The 19,953-nt window shown below is 75.3% G+C and carries 16 protein-coding genes; 11 read left to right on the plus strand and 5 right to left on the minus strand.

Annotation, left to right across the window (positions count from 1 at the left end; translation table 11 throughout):
• The first annotated feature begins 120 nt into the window (after positions 1 to 120).
• Genes B8281_RS10330 through B8281_RS10340 form a run of 3 tightly spaced genes read left to right on the plus strand, consistent with a single transcriptional unit; the run spans position 121 to position 3,538 of the window.
• Positions 121 to 1,608, plus strand: coding sequence for an APC family permease (locus tag B8281_RS10330; protein ID WP_085387655.1), 1,488 nt, complete (start codon positions 121 to 123; stop codon positions 1,606 to 1,608).
• On the plus strand, positions 1,605 to 2,138 hold the full coding sequence (locus B8281_RS10335) for a hypothetical protein (protein WP_051028284.1): 534 nt from the start codon (positions 1,605 to 1,607) through the stop codon (positions 2,136 to 2,138). The genes B8281_RS10330 and B8281_RS10335 overlap by 4 nt, the downstream gene beginning before the upstream one ends.
• A complete protein-coding gene (locus tag B8281_RS10340) occupies positions 2,135 to 3,538 on the plus strand; it encodes a dipeptidase (protein WP_085387656.1) in 1,404 nt (467 codons plus the stop codon). Before B8281_RS10335 ends, B8281_RS10340 begins: the two co-directional genes overlap by 4 nt.
• 10 nt (positions 3,539 to 3,548) lie before the next feature.
• On the opposite strand, the gene cydC is transcribed toward B8281_RS10340, so the two are convergent.
• The 4 genes from cydC to B8281_RS10360 are packed head-to-tail and all read right to left on the minus strand — an operon-like array spanning position 3,549 to position 9,809.
• Positions 3,549 to 5,363 carry a thiol reductant ABC exporter subunit CydC gene (gene cydC, locus B8281_RS10345; protein ID WP_085387657.1) on the minus strand — a complete coding sequence of 605 codons (1,815 nt, stop codon included), beginning with the start codon at positions 5,361 to 5,363 and terminating at the stop codon, positions 3,549 to 3,551.
• Entirely contained in the window at positions 5,360 to 7,144 is a 1,785-nt protein-coding gene (gene cydD / locus B8281_RS10350) for a thiol reductant ABC exporter subunit CydD (protein ID WP_085387658.1), read from the minus strand. The genes cydC and cydD overlap by 4 nt, the downstream gene beginning before the upstream one ends.
• On the minus strand, positions 7,141 to 8,253 hold the full coding sequence (cydB, locus tag B8281_RS10355; protein WP_085387659.1) for a cytochrome d ubiquinol oxidase subunit II: 1,113 nt from the start codon (positions 8,251 to 8,253) through the stop codon (positions 7,141 to 7,143). The genes cydD and cydB overlap by 4 nt, the downstream gene beginning before the upstream one ends.
• 41 nt (positions 8,254 to 8,294) lie before the next feature.
• Positions 8,295 to 9,809: a cytochrome ubiquinol oxidase subunit I gene (locus tag B8281_RS10360; protein WP_061266797.1), complete on the minus strand. Its 1,515-nt coding sequence runs from the start codon at positions 9,807 to 9,809 to the stop codon at positions 8,295 to 8,297.
• A gap of 409 nt (positions 9,810 to 10,218) precedes the next feature.
• Here B8281_RS10360 and B8281_RS19975 point away from each other — a divergent pair, with 409 nt between their 5' ends.
• From B8281_RS19975 to B8281_RS10375, 4 genes are all read left to right on the plus strand, one after another.
• A complete protein-coding gene (locus B8281_RS19975; RefSeq protein ID WP_255181389.1) occupies positions 10,219 to 10,341 on the plus strand; it encodes a hypothetical protein in 123 nt (40 codons plus the stop codon).
• A complete protein-coding gene (locus B8281_RS10365) occupies positions 10,338 to 14,006 on the plus strand; it encodes an Rne/Rng family ribonuclease (RefSeq protein WP_085387660.1) in 3,669 nt (1,222 codons plus the stop codon). Before B8281_RS19975 ends, B8281_RS10365 begins: the two co-directional genes overlap by 4 nt.
• A 95-nt stretch (positions 14,007 to 14,101) precedes the next feature.
• Positions 14,102 to 15,601 carry a 5'-nucleotidase gene (locus B8281_RS10370; protein ID WP_085387661.1) on the plus strand — a complete coding sequence of 500 codons (1,500 nt, stop codon included), beginning with the start codon at positions 14,102 to 14,104 and terminating at the stop codon, positions 15,599 to 15,601.
• 20 nt (positions 15,602 to 15,621) lie between these two features.
• Complete coding sequence (locus B8281_RS10375) at positions 15,622 to 16,347, plus strand: thymidine kinase (protein ID WP_085387662.1); 726 nt, start codon at positions 15,622 to 15,624, stop codon at positions 16,345 to 16,347.
• Here B8281_RS10375 and B8281_RS10380 read toward each other — a convergent pair.
• Positions 16,290 to 16,922: a protein-L-isoaspartate O-methyltransferase gene (locus B8281_RS10380; protein WP_085387663.1), complete on the minus strand. Its 633-nt coding sequence runs from the start codon at positions 16,920 to 16,922 to the stop codon at positions 16,290 to 16,292. The two genes, B8281_RS10375 and B8281_RS10380, sit on opposite strands and share 58 nt — an antisense overlap.
• 169 nt (positions 16,923 to 17,091) lie before the next feature.
• Here B8281_RS10380 and B8281_RS10385 point away from each other — a divergent pair, with 169 nt between their 5' ends.
• From B8281_RS10385 to obgE, 4 genes are all read left to right on the plus strand, one after another.
• Entirely contained in the window at positions 17,092 to 17,298 is a 207-nt protein-coding gene (locus B8281_RS10385) for a dodecin family protein (RefSeq protein WP_021482381.1), read from the plus strand.
• A gap of 276 nt (positions 17,299 to 17,574) precedes the next feature.
• Positions 17,575 to 17,883, plus strand: coding sequence for a 50S ribosomal protein L21 (gene rplU / locus B8281_RS10390; RefSeq protein WP_198163222.1), 309 nt, complete (start codon positions 17,575 to 17,577; stop codon positions 17,881 to 17,883).
• An 86-nt stretch (positions 17,884 to 17,969) separates the two neighbouring features.
• Entirely contained in the window at positions 17,970 to 18,227 is a 258-nt protein-coding gene (gene rpmA / locus B8281_RS10395; protein WP_021482383.1) for a 50S ribosomal protein L27, read from the plus strand.
• A 141-nt stretch (positions 18,228 to 18,368) separates the two neighbouring features.
• Entirely contained in the window at positions 18,369 to 19,889 is a 1,521-nt protein-coding gene (gene obgE, locus B8281_RS10400; RefSeq protein WP_043658397.1) for a GTPase ObgE, read from the plus strand.
• The last annotated feature ends 64 nt before the right edge of the window (positions 19,890 to 19,953 follow it).

Below are 19,953 nucleotides of genomic sequence, written 5' to 3' on the forward strand. Positions count from 1 at the left end.
CCCGGACGACTCCCCAGGCGCGACCTGCGTTGCGGCGATATGTTCGCGGTGTTCCGACGACGCGCCGTCCGCGCGCCGTCCCGGTCGGCCCTGGCGGGGTCACGGCTTCGGGGGTGGGGGATGGGCACGTCCACGGGCGCGCCGACGCACGCTGAGGTGCGCGCGGCGATCACGGCACGGACACCGAAGAACTACATCACGTGGCTCACGCTCGCGTTCATGATCACGTCGTCGGTCGCGAGCCTGCGCGCCGCGCCGACCATGGCGGTCTACGGCCTCGCGGCCGTGTTCCTCTACGTGGTTCCGGCGCTCGTGTTCCTGCTCCCGACGTCGTTGGTGTCGGCCGAGCTCGCGTCGGGATGGTCGGGCGGCGTGTACCGCTGGGTCGCGGACGGCGTGTCGAAGCCGCTCGGGTTCCTCGCGATCTGGTGCCAGTTCGCGATGACGATCTTCTACTACCCGAGCCTGCTCGGGTACGTCGCGAGCACGTTCGCCTACGTCATCAACCCGAGCCTCGCGAGCAACGGGCTCTACGTCGCGATCGTCATCGTCGTGCTCTTCTGGACGGGCGTGTGGCTCTCCTCCCAGGGCACCAAGACGGTCGCGGGGCTGTCGAGCTGGGGCCTCGTCATCGGGACGCTCGTCCCGGCCGCGATCCTCGTCGTGCTCGGCGTCGTCTTCCTGGCCCAGGGCAACCCGTCGGCCGCGCCGATGGACGCGCAGCACCTGCTGCCGGCCTGGACCGGGCTCGCGTCGCTGGTGCTCATCGTCAACAACTTCCTGTCGTACGCGGGCATGGAGATGAACGCGGTGCACGTGACGAGCCTGCGCAGGCCGGCGACGGAGTTCCCGCGGTCGATGTTCCTCGCGATCGGGCTCGTCCTCGTGATCTTCATCCTCCCGGCCGTCGCGATCAGCTGGGTGATCCCGGCCGACCAGCTCAGCCTGACCGCCGGGGTGATGCAGGCGTTCGACGCGTTCTTCGCCAACTTCGGCGTGAGCTGGCTGACGCCGATCCTCGGCCTCATGCTCATCGCGGCGTCGCTCGGCGGCATGCTCACGTGGCTCGCCGGGCCGTCCAAGGGCCTGCTCACCGTCGCGCGCGAGGAGGGCTACCTCCCGCCGTTCCTGCAGCGGCTCAACAAGCACGGCGTGCAGCAGAACATCCTCGTCACGCAGGGCGTCATCACGACCGGCATCGCGCTCCTGTACGCCTTCATCCCCGACGTCTCGAGCGCCTACTGGATCCTGTCCGTCATCACGACGCAGGTGTACCTCGTCATGTACCTGCTGCTGTTCGTCGCGGCGGTGCGGCTGCGCCGTCGGGCACCCGACCACCCGCGCGGCTACCGCGCGCCCGCGCTGACGCTCCTGTGCGTCGTCGGGTTCTGCGCCTCGGTGGCCGCGATGATCATCGGGTTCGTGCCGCCCGCGCAGTTCTCCAGCGGGAACGTGGGCGTCTACGTGCTGATCGTCGGTGGCGGCCTCGGGATCATCGGCATCCTCGTCCCGGCGCTCTTCTACCTGCTGCGCAAGCCGTCCTGGAGGGACCCCGAGGCCGCGGCGCTCGCGGCGGCGGACGAGGCGGGGGAGGGCGACGCGGCATGACCACGACCCGTCCCTCCCACGTCCCCGAGCACGAGCCCGAGCCGGTCTCGTCGAAGCGGTGGGTCACGTACACCGCCGCCGCGCTGCTCCTCGTCGCCCTCGGCGCCGTCATGCTGATCGTCTTCGACGACGTGCGGTCGAACCGCGACGCGCGCGAGGCCGAGCAGAAGGCGGCCGAGCTGCACGAGCAGTTCGCCGCGATCGGGATCACCGCCTTCAGCGAGGAGACGATCGCCGACGTCCTCGGCGACGACGGCGGCGGCTTCTGTGCCGACCCGGCCGCCCTCGTCGAGGCGACCGCCGACCTCGGCGCGGCGAACGGGGCCGCCGGCCCGGGCCTGCGGCCGTCCGTGCTCGACGAGCGCCGCCTCGCCGGCGACCGGCTCGTCATCGAGGTCTACTGCCCCGACCAGCTCGCCGCGTTCGACGCGTACGTGGACTCGCTCGACCTCGACCCCGGCCGCACCACCGAGCAGGGCGGCGAGGGCACCGACGCCACCACCGGAACCACGACCGAGGAGGACGCGTGAGCCAGCCGAGCACCGGAGCACGACCCGACGCCACCGGGCACGTCGAGGAGGTGCGGGCCGCCGTGCAGGGCCTCCTGCCGCGCGCGCTCGACGACCTGCGCACGCTCGTCGCCATCCCGTCCGTCGCCGACGAGCGCCTCTACCCCCGCGCCGAGTGCGAGCGCGCCGCCCGCTGGGTGGCCGACGCGTTCCGCGCGGAGGGGATCGACACGCGCCTGGAGGTCACGCCCGACGGGTCGCAGGTCGTCCTGGGCCACCGTCCCGGGCCCGACGGCGCGCCCACCGTCCTGCTCTACGCGCACTACGACGTTCAGCCGCCCCTCGACGACGCCGCGTGGACCAGCCCGCCCTTCGAGCTCACCGAGCGCGACGGTCGCCTCTACGGGCGCGGCGCCGCGGACTGCAAGGGGAACGTCGTCACGCACCTCACCGCGCTGCGGGCCCTGCGCGCGCTCGGCGGCGACGACCTCCCCGTCGGGGTCCGGCTCGTCGTCGAGGGCTCCGAGGAGCAGGGGACGGGCGGTCTCGACCGGTGGGTCGAGGAGAACCCCGGGGCGCTCGCGGCCGACGCGATGCTCGTCCAGGACACCGGCAACGCCGAGCTCGGCCTCCCGACGCTCACCGTCACCCTGCGCGGCGCGGCGAACGTCGTCGTGCACGTCGAGGCGCTCGAGGGCGAGATCCACTCCGGCATGTTCGGCGGCGCCGCGCCCGACGCGCTCGCGGCTCTCGTCGCGATCCTCGCGAGCCTGCGCGACGAGCACGGCGACACGACCATCGACGGCGTGCCGCCCGCCGTCGCGCACGGCACGTGGGACGGGGTCGCGTACGACGAGGACCAGTTCCGCCGCGACGCGGGCGTGCTCGACGGCGTCGGGCTCGTCGGGACCGGCAGCGTCGCCGACCGGCTGTGGGCGCGGCCCGTCGTGACGATCCTCGGGATCGACGCGCCGAGCGTCGTCGGCTCCGCGGCCGCGATCCAGCCGCGTGCGGCCGCCCGGCTCAACCTGCGGGTGCCGCCCGGTGCGGACGCCCAGGACCTGCAGGACAAGCTCGTCGCGCACCTCGAGGCCCACGCGCCCTGGGGGGTGCGCGTACGGGTCGAGCGCGACGCCGTCGGGCAGCCGTTCGCGGCCCGCACGAGCGGGCACGTGTTCGACACGCTCACGGGGGCGCTCGCGGACGCCTACGGGCGCGAGACGGTCACCGCGGGCCAGGGCGGCTCGATCCCGCTGTGCAACGTGCTCGCGGGCCAGTACCCGGACGCGGAGATCGTGCTCCTCGGGGTCGAGGAGCCCGCGTGCCTCATCCACGCGCCGAACGAGTCGGTCGCGCCCAGCGAGATCGAGAACCTCGCGGTCGGCGAGGCGCTGTTCCTCGCGCGCCTCGGCGAGGGCTGACCCTGCGGGCTCACCGCACCGCGGGGGCCTCCTGGTCGAGCGCCCAGCGGTAGGCGGGGAGCGCGAGCAGCTCGGCGTGCGTCCCGCGCGCGACGACGCGTGCGGGGGCGCCGTCCGGCGCGTCGTCGGGGACGCCGAGCAGCAGCACCTCGTCGACCGCCTCGAGCGCGCTCAGCCGGTGCGTCGCGAGGACGACGCCGCGCCGGTCCTGCGCGGCGCGCGTCGTCGCGACGAGGTGCCGCACGAGCGCGTCGGCACCCGCGGCGTCGAGGTGCTCCGCGGGCTCGTCGAGCAGCAGCAGCTGCGCGGGGGACAGGAGCGCGCGCGCCACGAGCAGACGGCGGCGCTCGCCGCCCGAGACCGTGGTGGCGTCGGGGCCGAGCAACGTCTCCAGGCCGTCGGGCAGCGCGGCGAGCCACGGGTCGAGGCCGACGGCACGCAGAGCGGCCTCGGCCTCCTCGGTCGTGACGTCGCCGCGCGCGACGCGCAGGTTCTCCAGCACGGTCGTGTCGAACACGTGCCCGTCCTCCGCGACGAGCACGACGTGGTGCGCCACGTCCTCGCGCGCGAGGTCGGCCGTCGGGACGCCATCGAGGAGCACCCGCCCCGCGACCTCCGGGACGAGCCCGGCGGCGGTCGCGAGCAGCGTCGTCTTGCCGACGCCCGACGGCCCGACGACGGCGACCGCACGGCCCGGAGCGAGCGCGAGATCCACGCCCTCGACGACGGTGCGTCCGGTGCCCGGCCAGCCGGCCGCGACGTCGTCGAGCACGAGGGACGTGCGCGGGTCCGGGGCGCGGCCCGCCTCGCCGGGCGCGGGGGCCGGCGCGCGGCCGGCCGCGGGCGCCGGCCCGTCGAGGAGCCCGACCACGCGCGCGGCGGCCTGCCGCGAGCGGTGGAGCTGGACGGCGGCGGCGGGCAGCGTGTTCGCCGCCTCGAACACCGCGAGGGGCGTGAGGACGATGACGGACAGCTCGACGGGCGCGAGCGTGCCGGCGGTGACGGCCGGGATGCCGAGCAGGAGCGACGCGAGCACGGCGAGGCCGACGGCGAGCGCGGCGATCCCGGCGGCGACCCCGGCGGGGCGGGCGCCGTCGTCGGTCACGCGGGCCAGCGCCCGGTCGGTCGCGCGCAGGTCGTCGAGGCGCGTGCCGAGGCGTCCGGACACGGCGAGCGGCCCGGACTCCTCGAGGATCTCCAGCGTCGTGGCGGTCATCGCCGCGCGCGTCGTGGCGCCGCGTGCCTCGACCTCGCGCGCCGACCGGGCGGAGAGCCACGGCGCGACGACGGCGGCGAGCAGCAGGCACAGCCCGAGCGCGACCCCGGCCGCGGGCAGGAAGGCGCCCACGAGCACGACGGACCCCACCGACACGGCGAGCGCGACCCCGGCGGGAACGAACGCGCGCACGACCACGTCGCCGACCGCGTCGACGTCCGCGCCGACGCGCGCGAGCAGGTCGCCGCGCCGCAGCCCGACGAGCGCGGCGGGCGAGCCCTGCGCGAGCGCGGTGTAGAGGTTGGCGCGCAGGGACGCCATGCCGCGCAGCGCGACGTCGTGCGACGCGAGCCGCTCCAGGTACCGGAAGACGCCGCGCGAGATGCCGAACGCGCGCACGCCGACGACCGCGACGGACAGCGTGAGGACCGGCGGCATCTGCGAGGCGCGCGCGATGAGCCACGCCGCGGCGGCCGCGAGGCCGACGGCGCTCCCGAGCGAGAGCGTGCCGAGCACGACCGCCCACACGACGCGGCGCCAGCGCACGTCGAGCAGCCCGACCGCCCGCCACAGCGGGTCGGCGGCGAGGCGGGCGCGAGGTCCGGTCACGGGACGCTCCCCTCGGGGGTCGTGGAGGTGGCGGCGCCGACCGCCAGGGCGGTGCCCTGGGGGTCGGCCGGGTCGGCGCCCGGGCTCGCCGGGGATGGCTCGAGCCGTGCGGAGCGGACCTCGACCACGTCGTCCGCCGCGCGCACGAGCGAGGCGCGGTGCGCGACCACGACGACGGTGCGCCCCTGGTCGCGGAACGCGCGCACGGCGTCGAGCACCACCTGCTCGCCGCGCGCGTCCAGGTGCGCAGTCGGCTCGTCGAGCACGACGAGCGGGACGCGCGCCGGGTCGCCGAGCAGCGCCGCGGCGAGCGCGACGCGCTGGCGCTGGCCGACGCTCAGCCCGACGCCGCCGCGCCCGACCTCGGTGTCCCAGCCCGCGGGCAGCAAGGCGAGCACCGTGTCGAGGCCGGCGGTGCGCGCCGCGCGGTCGAGGTCGGCGTCGGTGACGTCCAGGCCGCCGGCGACGACGTCGCGCAGCCGCCCCGGCGCGAGCACGGGGCGCTGGGGGAGCCACGCGACCTGGGGCCAGTACGTCTGGGGGTCGACGTCGGCCAGGTCGAGACGGTCGCCGTCGGGCCCGGTGAGTGTCGCGGTGCCGCGGTCGGGCCGTACGAGGCCGAGCAGGACCATCGCCGTCGTCGTCTTGCCCGCGCCGCTCGGCCCGGTGAGGGCCACGACGCGGCCGCTCGACGTCCCGAGCCGGAGCTCGAGGTCGAGGTCGGCGGGCGCGAGCACGTCGCGCTCCCCGGCCCGCACGCTCACGCCGCGCAGGGCGAGCGTCGTCCCGGCGAGCGCGGGTGCGGGCGCGGTGCCCGGCGCGGGCGCGTCCTCGTCGAGGACGGCGAACGCCTGCTCGGCCGCGGCGATGCCGTCGGTCGAGGCGTGGAAGTGCAGGCCGACCTGGCGCAGCGGGAGGTAGACCTCGGGGGCGAGCACGAGGACGGCGAGCGCCGGCTCGAGCTCCATGCCGCCGTGCACGAGGCGCAGGCCCACGCCCACGGCCACGACGGCCACGGACAGGGTCGTGAGGAGCTCGAGCACCATGCCGGAGAGGAACGCGACGCGCAGCGTGCCCATGGTCGCGCGGCGGTTGGCCTCGCCCAGCGCGCGCACGCGCCGCTCGGGGCCGCGCGCGCGACCGAACGCGAGGAGCGTCGGCAGACCGGCGAGCAGGTCGAGCACCTGCGCGCCGAGCCGCTGCATGACGACGAGGCGCCGCTCCGACGTCCCCGCGGTGAGGCGCCCGACGAGCGTCATGAAGATCGGGACGAGGGGGATGGTCACGGCGATGATCACGGCCGAGACCCAGTCCAGGCCCAGCACGACGGCGAGCGTCGCGGGCGTGACGGTGGCGGCGAGCAGGAGCTGGGGCAGGTACCGCACCATGTAGGGCTCGAGCTGGTCGAGCCCGCGCGTCGCGAGCGTCGCGACCTCGGGGCCGCGCCCCGAGGCCAGCCACCGCGGGCCGAGCGCCACGGCGTGCGTGACGACCTGCTCGCGCAGCTCGGCGACGGTCCGCGTCGCGGCACGCAGCGCGAAGCGCTCCTGCGCCCACGACGTGCCGGCGCGCGCGGCGACGACGGCGGCGAGCAGCCCGACCCGCGGTCCCAGGTCGGCCAGGTCGGCCGTCCCCTGGACGGCCGGCGCGAGGACCGACGCGAGGACGAGGGCCTGGGCGACGACCAGGGCCGCCGTGGCGAACCCGAGCACCGCCGTCAGGACGACGTACCCTCGCGCGGCCCGCGCGTGGCGCAGGAGCCGCGGGTCGAGCGGCTTCACGAGCCGGAGCCCCCGCCGTCGGTCAGGCCGCGGCCGGTCGAGCCGCCCGAGGACGCCCCGCCGAACGCCGCCTCGCGGACCTTCTTGAGCGACAGGCCGGCGGGCGCGGGGATGTCCTTCGTCGACAGGCGGCGGCGGAACACCCAGTACGTCCACGACTGGTAGGCGATGACGAGCGGCGTGAGGATCACGGCGACCCACGTCATCACGGTGAGCGTGTAGTCGGTCGACGACGCGTTGTGCACCGTCAGCGAGTTCGCCGGGTCGACGGCGGGCATCACGTCGGGGTACATCGAGCCGAAGATCAGCACGACGGCGGCGACGATCGTCAGGGCCGACGCCGTGAACGCGCGCCCCTCGGAGCCCTTGCGGTTCGCGAGGAGCGTCGTCACGAGCCCGGCCGCGGCGAGCACGACGGCGGCCCACGTCCAGGGCACCGAGTACGCGACCTGGGCCCAGACGGCCCAGCCGCCGGCGAGCACGAGCGCGGCCACGCCGAAGACCGAGGCGTGCTGACGGGCGCGGGCGCGGATCTCGCCGTCGGTCTTGAGCGCGACGAAGACCGAGCCGTGCAGCAGGAACAGGCTCAGCGTGACGAGACCGCCGAGGAGCGCGAACGGCGACAGGAGCGAGAAGAAGCCGCCGACGAACTGGTGGTCGGCGTCGAGCTGCACGCCGCGCACGAGGTTGGCGAACGCGACGCCCCACAGCACGGCGGGGACCCACGACCCGACCTGGATCGCGACGTCGCAGCGGCGCGCCCAGCCCTCGTCGCGGATCTTGCCGCGGTACTCGAACGCGACGCCGCGCACGATGAGCGCGACGAGGATGAGCAGGAGCGGCAGGTAGAAGCCGGAGAAGAGCGTCGCGTACCACTCGGGGAAGGCGGCGAACGTCGCGCCGCCCGCGGTGAGCAGCCACACCTCGTTCCCGTCCCAGACGGGGCCGATGGTGTTGATGAGGACGCGGCGCTCCTTCTCGCGGTGCTCCTTGTCACCGCGCGGGAGGATCGACAGCAGCATGCCGACCCCGAAGTCGAAGCCCTCGAGCACGAGGTAGCCGGTCCACAGGACCGCGATGAGCACGAACCAGACGACGGCGAGATCCACGGTGTCTCCTGAGTTTTCTGGGCGGGTTCAGGCGCGTCGTGTCAGTACGCGAAGGACAACGGACGGTCGGCGGACTCGGAGTCCTCGTCCGGCGGCTCCTGGGCCTCCGGGGACTCGTCGCGGACCGTGAGCGGGACGCCCTCGATCGCGTAGCGCCGCATGAGCGTGAACCAGACCGCGGCCAGCGCCCCGTAGACGAGCGTGAAGACGATCATCGAGGTCAGCACCACGCCGGGGCTCACCACGGTGGACACGCCGCGCTCGGTGAGCAGCCGGATCTGGTCGATGCCCGTCGGGTTCGGCGCGACGACCCAGGGCTGGCGGCCCATCTCCGTGAAGATCCAGCCGAACGAGTTCGCGAGGAACGGCATGGGGATGGCGATGAGGCCGACGCGCGCGAACCACTTGTTGTCCGTGACCCGGCCCTTGCGGGTGAGCCACAGCGCCATGAGCGCGAGGAGCACGGAGCCGGCGGCCATGCCGATCATGAGCCGGAAGGACCAGTAGGTCATCGCGAGGTTCGGCGTGTACGTGACGGGGTCGCCGGAGGCGGTGACGTCCCCGTAGCGCTCGGTCATCTGCTCCTGGACGTCCTCGACGCCGGGCAGGTAGCTCTCCGGCCCGGAGAAGTGGCCCGTGCCGAGGTAGGACGCGAGACCGGGGATCTCGATGAGGTGCCTGACGTTCTCGCACGAGTTCGACAGGTCGCCGATCGTGAGGATGGAGAACGCGGCGCCCTCCGAGCCCTGGCAGAGCGCCTCGGCCGACGACATCTTGCCGGGCTGCTGCTCGTACATGATCTTGCCCTGGATGTCGCCGGAGACGGCGACGCCGAGCCCGCCGACGAGCATGGCGATGACGCCGAGCGTGACGGCCGGGCGGTAGACGTCGCGCGCGAGCTCGACGTTCTCCGCCTTGCGGGTGCGCACGAGACGGACCATCCACCAGGCCGCGATGCCCGTGACGAACGTGCCCGCGGTGAGGAAGGTCGCCGTGATCTGGTGCGGGAACGCGGCCCAGAGGGTGTTGTTCGTGAGGACGGCGCCGATGTCGTTCATCTCGGCGCGCCCGGTCTCCGGGTTGAAGATCGCGCCGACCGGGTGCTGCATCCACGAGTTCGCGGCGAGGATGAAGAACGCGGAGAGGTTGGTCGCGATCGCGACGGCCCAGATGCACGCGAGGTGCACCTTCTTGTTGAGGCGGTCCCACCCGAAGATCCACAGGCCGAGGAACGTCGACTCGATGAAGAACGCGGCGAGCGCCTCCATGGCGAGCGGCGCGCCGAACACGTCGCCGACGAAGCGCGAGTACTCGCTCCAGTTCATGCCGAACTGGAACTCCTGCACGATGCCGGTCACGACGCCGAGCGCGAAGTTGATGAGCAGCAGCTTGCCGAAGAACTTCGTCAGGCGCAGCCAGCGCTCGTTGCCGGTGCGGACCCACGCCGTCTGCATGATCGCGACGAGGGGCGACAGGCCGATCGTCAGCGGGACGAAGATGAAGTGGTAGACGGTCGTGATGGCGAACTGCCACCGCGCCAGGGCTAGGGCATCCACGTGCGCTCCTCGGGGGGCCCGACCGGGTCGGGGAAGGGACAACGGCGTAGGGGAGTGTTGCCGGAGCAGACGGCCGGGCGACCGGTCGCCTCCTCCGACGGTAGTTCCAATCTGCCGTATCAGCAGGGCCGGAAATGACGAGGAGTACTGAAAACACGCCGCTTGTGACTATGTTCACAAGGTCCCGGGACGTTGGTCCCGGACGGGCGGGACGGGCGGCCCGGGGCGCGGTGCGTGTCGCCCGGGTTCGTCCGCACCCCTGTGCGATACTGGGCGGAGCCGGGCGGGCTCCGCATCGCTCACCCGGCGAGCACGAGATCGCGGCACCAGCGGACCGCGGCAGTCGGCGCGCCGACCGGGGCGAAGGGCCCGGTGGCAGGCGCCCGCGCCGCGCACGCGGACCGCGGCCGTGACCGACGACTTCCGTCGCCGGACGACGCGCTCCGGTGCGCTCGTCCCGAGCGACGACCGACCGCCCGACGGGCCGCACGGTGCGGGGCGGTCCCTGTGGCAGCAGGAGCACGACGCGTGACGCTCGACAGCACCTCCGACAGCATCCCCTCAGAGTCGACGGCGGACGCCGCCGCGGACCGGGCCGAGAGCCCGACGACCCCGGCGCGCAAGCCCGCCCGCCGCCGCGCGACGCGCAGCGCGGCACCGCCGCAGACGCCCCCCGCGGTGACCGCTGCTTCCGACGTCGCCGCGTCCGCGGCGGCCATCGCGGACGCGACCCCGGCGCCCGAGGCGCCCGTGACCGCACCCGTGGCCGAGGCCACGACCCCGCCCGCGCGCCGCTCGCGTCGCGCGACGCGCACCACGCCGTCCGTCGCCGCTCCGGCGGCAGACGCGGCTCCCGCTGCGTCCGCCCCGGCCGACGTCCCGGCGGACGCGAGCCCCGCGGCCGCCGACGCCGCGGCGGAGCCGCCGGCGGCAGAGCCCGCCCCGCGCGCCCGCGCGCCGCGCCGCGCCCAGGGTGGCGGCAAGAAGGCGAAGGCCCCGGCCGGCGACGCGCCGCTCGACGTCCTCTCCGAGTTCGGCCTCAGCGCACCGCCCGCCGCCGAGCAGGCCCCGGCCGCCACGGTGGCGCCCGACGCCGACGCCCTGCTGGGAGCCGCCGACGCCCCGCGCCGCGCGAAGCGCACCCGGGCGACGCGCACGACCGCGCAGGCTCCGGCCGTCGAGGCCGCGCCGGTCGCCGAGCCGGACGCCCCGGCCGCAGACACCGCGCCGTCCGGCGCGCCGACGACGGCCGAGCCCGTCGAGGCACCCGCCGCGAAGAAGCCCGCGCGCCGGTCGCGCCGCGCGACCTCCGCGGCAGCGGCCCCGGCCGCCGAGACCGCGGCCCCGACCGCCGAGACCGCGGCCCCGGCCGCCGAGGTTGCTGCCCCGGCGGTGGCCGACGCGCCGTCCGCCGCCGAGCCGACGCCCGCCGAGGCAGAGACGCCGGCGTCCGCGGAGCCCGCGAAGAAGCCGGCGCGCCGCTCGCGCCGCGCCACCTCGAAGCCCGCCGAGGCGGCACCGGAGGCGACCGCCGCGGCCGACAGCACGGCCGCGCCCGAGGCCCCGGCCGCTGCCGCGTCGTCGGCCCCGGCCGGCGGCCCGGCGTCGCCCGCCGCGACGGGAGCGGGGACCAGCACCCCGCGCCTGGCGACGACCGCCCTGCTCTTCCAGGCGCCCGACCCGGCCGCGGCGCCGCGCCGTCCGCGTCGCGCGCAGAGCCCGGCCGGGCCGCCGCGCCACGTCGAGCCCGCAGCCCCGGCAGCCGCCACGACGGAGCCGGTCGCCACGACGGAGCCGGTCGCCACGACGGAGCCGACGGCGACGCCCGAGCCCACCACCGGGACCCGCGGCCGTCGCGGCCGGAGGGCGTCGGGGCCCGCGTCCCGCACGGCCGAGCCGCGCACGCCCGAGTCGCAGACGGCTGAGCCGTCGACCCCCGTCGAGGAGCCCGCCGCCGCCGAGCTCGTCCTCACGGGCGAGGACGCGGCCGCGGTCGAGGAGATCGAGGCCATCGAGTCCGAGCTCGTCGCCGAGGGCGTCGAGGTGCCCGAGGACGCGTTCGGGCCGGAGGACTTCGTCGAGCTCGACGAGGCGGAGGAGCCCGACGAGCAGCCTGCGGCCGACGACGCCGACTCCGACTCCGACGCCGGCCCGCGCCGCCGCCGCCGTCGTGGTGGCCGCGGGCGTCGTGGTCGCCCGGACGGGGGACGTGACCAGGACCGCGAGCAGGACCGCGACGAGGACGAGGACGACGCCACGCCGTCGGCGCAGGACGACGAGCCGGCCGACGCGGCCGCGCCGGCCGACGCCGAGCAGACCGACCACGAGGCCGGGGACGAGCAGGGCGAGGACGAGGCGGGCGGCAGCCGCCGCCGTCGCCGCCGCCGCCGCGGGAGCCGGGGCGAGGGCGAGACGACCACGACGCGCTCCCGCCCGCGCGAGCGCAGCCTGGCCGACGAGGTCACCGCCCTCAAGGGCTCCACGCGGCTCGAGGCGAAGCGCCAGCGCCGCCGCGAGGGCCGCGACGCGGGTCGTCGTCGCCAGATCATCACCGAGGCAGAGTTCCTCGCGCGCCGCGAGTCGGTCGAGCGGTCGATGGTCGTGCGCGAGCGCGGCGGCCGCACGCAGATCGCCGTGCTCGAGGACGGCGTGCTCGTCGAGCACTACGTCTCGCAGCAGTCGCAGGCGTCGATGGCGGGCAACGTGTACCTGGGCCGTGTCCAGAACGTGCTGCCCAGCATGGAGGCCGCGTTCATCGACGTCGGCAAGGGACGCAACGCCGTCCTGTACGCGGGCGAGGTGAACTGGGACGCGGCCGGGCTCGAGGGCCAGCCGCGCCGCATCGAGCAGGCGCTCAAGTCGGGCGACTCCGTCCTCGTGCAGGTCACCAAGGACCCGATCGGGCACAAGGGCGCACGCCTCACGTCGCAGATCACGCTCGCGGGCCGCTACCTCGTGTTCGTCCCCGGCGGCGGCATGACCGGCATCAGCCGCAAGCTCCCCGACACCGAGCGCAACCGCCTGAAGAAGATCCTCAAGGAGGTCGTGCCCGACGGCGCGGGCGTCATCGTGCGCACCGCCGCCGAGGGTGCGAGCGAGGAGGAGCTGCGCGCCGACGTCGAGCGCCTGCGCGGCCAGTGGGAGGCCATCGAGAAGAAGTCGAAGAGCGCGTCGGCACCCGCCCTGCTCCAGGGCGAGCCGGACCTCGCGATCCGCGTCGTCCGCGACATCTTCAACGACGACTTCAGCTCGCTCGTCGTCGAGGGCGACGGGGCGTGGTCGGAGATCTCGACGTACGTCGAGGAGCTCGCGCCCGACCTGCGCGAGCGCGTCTCGAAGTGGACGGGCACGCAGGACGTCTTCACGGTGCACCGCGTCGACGAGCAGCTCGCCAAGGGCATGGACCGCAAGGTCTGGCTGCCCTCGGGCGGGTCGCTGGTCATCGACCGCACCGAGGCGATGACCGTCGTCGACGTCAACACCGGCAAGTTCACCGGCTCGGGCGGCACGCTCGAGGAGACGGTGACACGCAACAACCTGGAGGCGGCCGAGGAGATCGTCCGCCAGCTCCGGCTGCGCGACATCGGCGGCATCATCGTCATCGACTTCATCGACATGGTGCTCGAGTCGAACCGCGACCTCGTGCTGCGCCGCCTCGTCGAGTGCCTGGGCCGGGACCGGACCAAGCACCAGGTCGCGGAGGTCACGTCGCTGGGCCTCGTCCAGATGACGCGCAAGCGTGTGGGCCAGGGCCTCGTCGAGGCGTTCAGCGAGACGTGCGAGCACTGCCACGGGCGCGGGTTCATCGTGCACACCGACCCGATCGAGAAGTCGGGCGGCAACCGCGGCGGCCACGACCACGGCAACCACGGCAACGGCAACGGGAACGCCGGGGGCAACGGGGGCGGCGCCGCCGCCGACGAGCCCGCCGAGGGCGGCCGCTCGCGGTCGCGCCGCAAGCGCGGTTCCGGCTCGGGCGCCTCGGCGCCGAAGGACACCGGGATCACCCTCCCGCAGCCCGCCGTCCCGGTCCTGCCGGAGGTCACGTCGGAGGCGCGGGCCGCGGTCAAGGCCACGCTCGCGACGATCGCGGCGGCCGCGGCGCACGCCCACGAGCACGACGGCGCCGAAGCACCGGCGGACGGCTCGGCGCCCACGGCGGGCGACGACAGCGGGTCGGAGCCCACCGAGAGCTGAGCGGTGCGGCAGGGGCGGGGGTCTGCGGACCCTCGCCCCTGCCGCGTCCCCGGGCCGTCTTCGTGCACGTCACCCGCACCTGGCATCATGCGCGCATGGGTTACGACCTCTCGGGCCGCCTCGTCGTCGGCGTCGCCTCGTCCGCACTGTTCGACCTCACCGAGTCCGACCGCGTGTTCCGCACGCAGGGGGAGGCGGCGTACCGCGACTTCCAGGAGCGCCACCGCGACGACGCGCTGGCCCCCGGCGTCGCCTTCGGGTTCGTGCGCCGCCTGCTCGCGCTCAACGACCTCGCTCCCTCCGCCGACGACCCGCTCGTCGAGGTCATCGTCATGTCCCGCAACTCCCCGGAGACCGGCCTGCGCGTCATGCGCTCCGTGCGGCACCACGACCTCGACATCACGCGCGCCGTCTTCCGCCAGGGGCGCAGCCCGCACGAGTTCATCCGTCCCCTGCACGTGGACCTCTTCCTCTCGGCCGACGAGCGCTCCGTGCGCGACGCCGTCGACCTGGGCCTGCCCGCGGGGTACGTGCTCGACCCGACGTTCGCCGACGAGGAGGGCGACGAGCTGCGCATCGCGTTCGACTTCGACGGCGTCCTCGCCGACGACTCCTCGGAGCGCCGCTACCAGGACGGCGGGCTCGCGTCGTTCCGCGAGCACGAGGTGCTCAACGCCGACGTGCCGCTCGGCCGGGGGCCGCTGCGCGAGCTCCTCGTCGGCATCCACCGCGTGCAGGTCGTCGAGCGCGAGCGGCACGCGACCGACCCGTCCTACCGGCCGCGCGTGCACGTCTCGCTCGTCACGGCCCGCTCGGCCCCGGCGCACGAGCGCGCGGTCGCGACGCTCTCCTCGTGGGGCGTGACGGTCGACGACGCGTTCTTCCTCGGGGGCGTGGACAAGGGTGGCGTGCTCGAGGTGCTGCGGCCGCACATCTTCTTCGACGACCAGCGCGCCGTGGTCGAGGCGGCGCGCCGGGTCGCGCCGTCGGTCCACGTGCCGTACGGCGAGCTGAACCGCGGCGTCCTGCCGGCCGACCCGGCCCTCGACCCGCGGCCGACGCGCGCGGCCGACGTCGCGCCGCCCGCGCCCGGTCGCCGCGAGGCGGCCACCCCGCCCGCGCCCGGCGCGTCGGCGGAGCGCGACGCGGACGACGAGCGGCCGGCCCACGACCCGGCGGGGGAGCGGCCGACGCTCGACCCGGCGGGCGAACGCACCGCGGAGGGCGGCCGTGCGTCAGGCACCGGGACGCGCGAGCTCCCGCTCGTCCGGTCCGTCCCGGGGATCGGCGGGCCCGGGCTCGCCGGGATCGCGGCGGGGGTGCCGACGGCCGAGCCGACGCCCGCGCCCGAGGGGGAGAAGACGGCACCCGCTCCCGACCCCCGGGCCGACGCCGCGTCCCCGGCGGCGCCCGGCGACGAGCAGGTCGACGCACCGACCGACGCGGGTACCCCCGCCCCGTCCGGCACGACGCTCCTCAGCCGCCGGGACGCGCGGCCCGGCGCCCCCGACCGCGTCTCCGTCCTCGGCCCCGCCGGGGAGCCGAAGCCGCTGCCCGTCCGGCCGTCGTCGAACGGCGGCGCGCGCCACCACTGAGCCGGTGGTTCACTGCTCGCATGAGCGACGCGGCACGCCCGGGCGTCCCCGGGACCGTTCCCGGGGGCGCTGACGCAGCGCTCCGGACGCCCCGCCCCGGCGGGCGCGTCGAGGTCGTGTGCGGCCCGATGTTCGCCGGCAAGACGGAGGAGCTCCTGCGCCGGGTCCGGCGCGCGGAGGTCGCGGGGCGCCGCGTCGAGGTGGTCGGGCACGTCCTCGACACCCGGCGCGGCACTGGCACGGTGAGCTCGCACTCGGGTCTCGCGATCCCCTCGCGCACCGCCCGCGACGCGCACGACCTCGAGCGGATCGTCCGCGGCGCCGGGCCGCTCGACCTGGTCGCCGTCGACGAGGCGCACTTCTTCGGGCCGGAGCTCGTCGACGTCGTCCAGCGGCTCGCCGACGACGGGCTCGTCGTGGTCGTCGCCGGGCTCGACGTCACGTTCGACGCGCGGCCCTTCGAACCCCTGCCCGCGCTCGCCGCGCTCGCCGAGCGGGTCGACAAGCTCACGGCGGTGTGCGCCGTGTGCGGCGAGGACGCCGCGTTCCACGTGCGCGTCGTCCGGGAGCCGGAGCCCGACGGCCGCGGGGCCGGCGACCCGCTCGCGCCGGTCGCCGCGCACGTGGGCGGCGCCGAGAGCTACGAGGCGCGCTGCCGGGCGCACCTGCCAGGAGCCCCGTGGCGCCGTCAGGACTGTGGCGAGGCCGGTCCCGCCGGGTCCTCGACGAGCGGGACGAACGAGTAGGAGCCGTGCTCGCTCACCCGCACCCCGTCCGGGGCGTCGGGGTCGCGCACGACGACGAGCATCGTGTGCCGCACGGGGACGACCAGGCGCCCGCCGGGCACGAGCTGGTCGACGAGGGCGCGGGGGAGGGCCTCGGCGGCGGCGGACACGAGCACCCGGTCGTACTGCTCGCCCGGCGTGCCGAGGACGCCGGGCGTCGCGAGGACGAGGCGCGCCCACGGCGCGCGCACCGCGGCGAGGTTCGCCGCGCCCCACGCGGCGAGGTCGGCGTGGCGCTCGACGCCCAGCACGCGTCCCGTCGGGCCGACGAGCCGTGCGAGCAGCGCCGTCGTCCAGCCCGACCCGGCGCCGACGTCGAGCACCCGGGCGCCCGGGACGACGTCGAGCAGGCGCAGCATCGCGGCGACCGTCGACGGCTGCGAGCTGGTCTGGCCGTGGCCGATGGCGAGCGGTCGGTCCTGCGCGGCCCAGCGCCGCTGCGCGCGGGGGAGGAAGCCGCGGCGGTCGACCGTGCGCATCGCCGCGGCGACGGCGTCGTCCCGGCGCTCGGCGTCGGGCGGGACCGCGGGGCGCATGCGACCACCTCCACGGCCAGCGTAGGCACGACGGCCTACCCGCGCGCCCGGGTGAGCCGAGCCGGGAGCCCCGAGCGGGAGGCGCCCGGTGGCGCGGCCGCGGGGACGGCGGGATGCTCGACGGGTGCGCGGGCGCATCGGTGCGCCCGCCCTGGACCGGGGAGCCGGCATGAGCGGAACGGTGGCACGGATCACGCACATCAGCGCGCGGTCGGACACGAGCTTCGAGGACGCCGTGCGGATCGGCGTCGAGCGCGCCGCGAGCACGCTGCGCAACGTCTCGGGCGCGTGGGTCAAGGAGCAGAAGGTCGACGTGGCCGACGGCCGCATCACGGCCTGGCAGGTCGTGCTGGAGGTCACGTTCGTCCTCGAGTAGGGTCGGCCGGCGGCCTCGTCGTGCGGAGGCGCCGCCGTCCGCGGTCCTGGGTGCGACGCCTGGTAGGAGCCCCGGAGCGGTCGCCCGCGCCGGGGTCGGTGCGCGCCATTTGACCAGGACGCCCTGCGGTCCGTAATCTTGGACGTCGGCGCGCCCAGGCGCGCCGGTCCCGTGTGCCCACGGACGACTCGCACTCGCACGCCGCGGCGTGGTCGGAGTCTCCAAGACGAACTCGCCGTGACGAGCACGCCAAGACTAGGAGAGATGAGCAGCAACGTGGTGTACGCGATCGTCAAGGCCGGTGGCCGTCAGGAGAAGGTTTCCGTCGGCGACATCCTCGTGGTGGACCGGGTGTCCGCCAAGGCCGGTGAGTCCCTCGAGCTGCCCGCTCTCCTGCTGGTGGACGGGGAGAAGGTGACCACCGACGCGGCGAAGCTCGCGAAGGTCAAGGTCACCGCCGAGGTCGTGCGGGACGAGAAGGGTCCGAAGATCACGATCCTGCGGTACAAGAACAAGACCGGTTACCGCCGTCGCCAGGGTCACCGTCAGCAGCTGACCCGCCTCAAGGTCACCGGCATCAAGTGATCTCGCCCGGCGCGAGCTAGCGGCCCCGCGCCGCGCCGCGCCGACGGCACCCTCCCTCAGCAGACCAGCACGAAAGCAGGTTCGTCATGGCACACAAGAAGGGCGCGAGCTCCTCGCGCAACGGTCGCGACTCGAACGCCCAGCGCCTCGGCGTGAAGCGCTTCGGTGGGCAGGTCGTCAAGTCGGGCGAGATCATCGTCCGTCAACGCGGCACCCACTTCCACCCCGGTGAGAACGTCGGCCGCGGCAAGGACGACACGCTGTTCGCCCTGGCCGCCGGCGCGGTCCAGTTCGGCACCCGTCGCGGCCGCAAGGTCGTCGACATCGTCTCCGCCGAGGGCTGAGCGACAGCCACAGAGGCTTCGAGCAGGAGGGGCGCACCGACGCGGTGCGCCCCTCCTGCCGTTTCCGGCGCCCGTCCCCGCGGGCCGCACCACCCGCCGCGACCGCGGCACCGCACGACCCACCTCTGAGAGGATCCCTCCATGGCCAGCTTCGTCGACCGTGTCGTCCTGCACGTCTCCGGCGGCGACGGGGGGAACGGGTGCGCCTCGGTCCGGCGCGAGAAGTTCAAGCCGCTCGCCGGCCCCGACGGCGGCAACGGCGGTGACGGCGGCACCGTCCGCCTCGTCGTCGACTCCCAGACCACGACGCTCCTCGAGTACCACCACTCGCCGCACCGCCACGCGACGTCGGGCACCCAGGGCATGGGCGACGACCGCGACGGCGCCAACGGCGAGGACCTCGTCCTGCGCGTCCCGGACGGCACGGTCGTCAAGTCGCCCGACGGCACGGTGCTCGCCGACCTCGTCGGCGAGGGCGCCGAGTACGTCGTGGCCGAGGGCGGCCGGGGCGGTCTCGGCAACGCGGCGCTCTCGTCCCCGCGCCGCAAGGCGCCGGGCTTCGCCCTGCTCGGCGAGCCGGGCGAGGAGCGGGACGTCGTCCTCGAGCTGAAGACCATCGCGGACGTCGCGCTCGTCGGGTACCCGAGCGCGGGCAAGTCGTCGCTCGTCGCCGCCATCTCCGCGGCGCGGCCCAAGATCGCCGACTACCCGTTCACGACGCTCGTGCCCAACCTGGGCGTCGTGCAGGCCGGCTCGGCGCGCTTCACCGTCGCGGACGTCCCGGGCCTCATCCCGGGCGCGAGCGAGGGCAAGGGCCTCGGTCTGGAGTTCCTGCGCCACATCGAGCGCACCGCGGTGATCGTGCACGTGCTCGACTGCGCGACGCTCGAGCCCGGCCGGGACCCGATCAGCGACCTCGACGTCATCGAGGCCGAGCTCGCCGCCTACGCGCAGGACCTCGAGATCGAGGGCGGGCGGGTGCCGCTCACCGAGCGTCCGCGCCTCGTCGTCCTCAACAAGATCGACGTCCCCGAGGCGCGCGACCTGGCCGAGCTCGTCAAGCCTGACCTCGAGGCGCGCGGCCTGCGGGTGTTCGAGATCTCGACCGCGAGCCACGAGGGCCTGCGCCCGCTGACGTACGCGCTCGCCGAGCTCGTGGAGAAGGCGCGCGCCGAGGCGCCCGCGCCCGAGCCGACGCGCGTCGTGCTGCGGCCGCGCGCGGTCGACGAGGCCGGGTTCACGGTCAAGCGCAAGGGCGGGGCGACCGACTACTGGTTCGAGGTGCGCGGCGCCAAGCCGGAGCGCTGGGTCCGCCAGACGGACTTCTCCAACGACGAGGCCGTGGGCTACCTCGCGGACCGCCTCGCGCGTCTGGGCGTCGAGGACAAGCTGTTCGAGGCGGGCGCCGTCGCGGGCGACGAGGTGCGCATCGGCAGCGACGTCAACGCGGTCGTCTTCGACTGGGAGCCGACGCTCATGTCGGGCTCCGAGCTGCTCGGCGGCCCGCGCGGCTCCGACAACCGCCTCGACGAGAGCCTGCGCCCGACCCGCTCGGAGAAGCGGCGCGAGCACCACGAGCGCATGGACGCCAAGGCGGAGGCGCGGCGCGAGCTGTGGACCGAGCGCCAGGCCGGCACCTGGACGGACCCCGAGTCCGACTGACCTGGAGGCCGACCGACCCGGAGTCGTCCGCGCCGCCGAGGGCCCGGTTCCCCGTGGGGGACCG

This window comes from Cellulosimicrobium sp. TH-20 (genome assembly GCF_002105775.1).
Taxonomy (GTDB): domain Bacteria; phylum Actinomycetota; class Actinomycetes; order Actinomycetales; family Cellulomonadaceae; genus Cellulosimicrobium; species Cellulosimicrobium funkei.